Source organism: Facilibium subflavum (assembly GCF_003574485.1).
In the GTDB taxonomy this organism is placed as follows: Bacteria; Pseudomonadota; Gammaproteobacteria; order Francisellales; family Francisellaceae; genus Facilibium; species Facilibium subflavum.
On record NZ_QLIT01000134.1, the window covers coordinates 1 to 1,035 of the forward strand.

Below are 1,035 nucleotides of genomic sequence, written 5' to 3' on the forward strand. Positions count from 1 at the left end.
AACGAATCGTAACAGAGATTTATGATGATCAAACACAAGATATAGTTCATCGTGAAGTGACAGAAGAAAAAGTAATTAAATCTCCAAAATCGATAGATGATTTAGGTTATAACCATACAGAACAAATAGAGATATTGCACCGTGTACAGGATAACTACCTGAAATTTCAATCAACGGTTTACGATCTTGAAGACACCTGCCCAGCATGTGGCAGTGAAATGAGAAATTATGGTACATATGAATCTAACTTTAACAGCGTATTCAGCGATCATAAGATAAACCTGCCTAGAAGAAGATGTGCTAATCATGAGTGTCGAAAGCTTGTAACTTATAGCATTCAAGGCTTGTTTGGGGACTACCGTCACCCTGATTTATTAGAGATGCAAGCAGTTGTTGCATCTAAGATGTCATTCGTTGAAGCACAGCATGAGTTAGATGCACAAGTAAAGCGCCATCGACCGGTGAATGGGCAGCTGAATTTAAAGAGAACCGCTGAACGTGTTGGGCAATATCTACACGAAATACATCAAGATGAGGCGTGCCTTAAGGGTTTTAAAATCAAACCTGCAGAAGAATTAATTGTTCAAACAGATGGTGGTTACATTAAAGATAAGCACCCAACTCGAGGTAACTTTGAAGCTCTGCTCACTAAAGTTTATAACCCTGAAAATCAGGTAAGAAAGGTATCTAAAAGAACAGATAATATAGATAGGGAAGTCACTCAGAAATCTTATGCAGCCTCTAGTTATAAAGATCATCATAAATCTATTAAAGCGATGACATTGATTGCTGCCAAAAAGGAAGGATTAACCAAGAAAACAGATGTTGTTGCTTTATCAGATGGAGCCAAGAATTGCTGGAATGTTTTAAAATCTCTTAAAAAACACTGCAAATCCATTACCTATATTCTTGACTGGTATCATATATCCAAGAAGTTTGATACGTTAATTGGTCAATTAAACAGTGATAAGTCTGAGCAACTTGCATCCATTAAATGGAAGGTGTGGCATGGTAAGACTGATGAGGCAATCATTA

Annotated in this window: 1 protein-coding gene; it reads left to right on the plus strand. The window is 37.0% G+C overall.

Annotation, left to right across the window (positions count from 1 at the left end):
* Positions 1-1,035: hypothetical protein (locus DNK84_RS08360; RefSeq protein WP_119344084.1), on the plus strand; the 1,035-nt coding region annotated here is incomplete at both ends.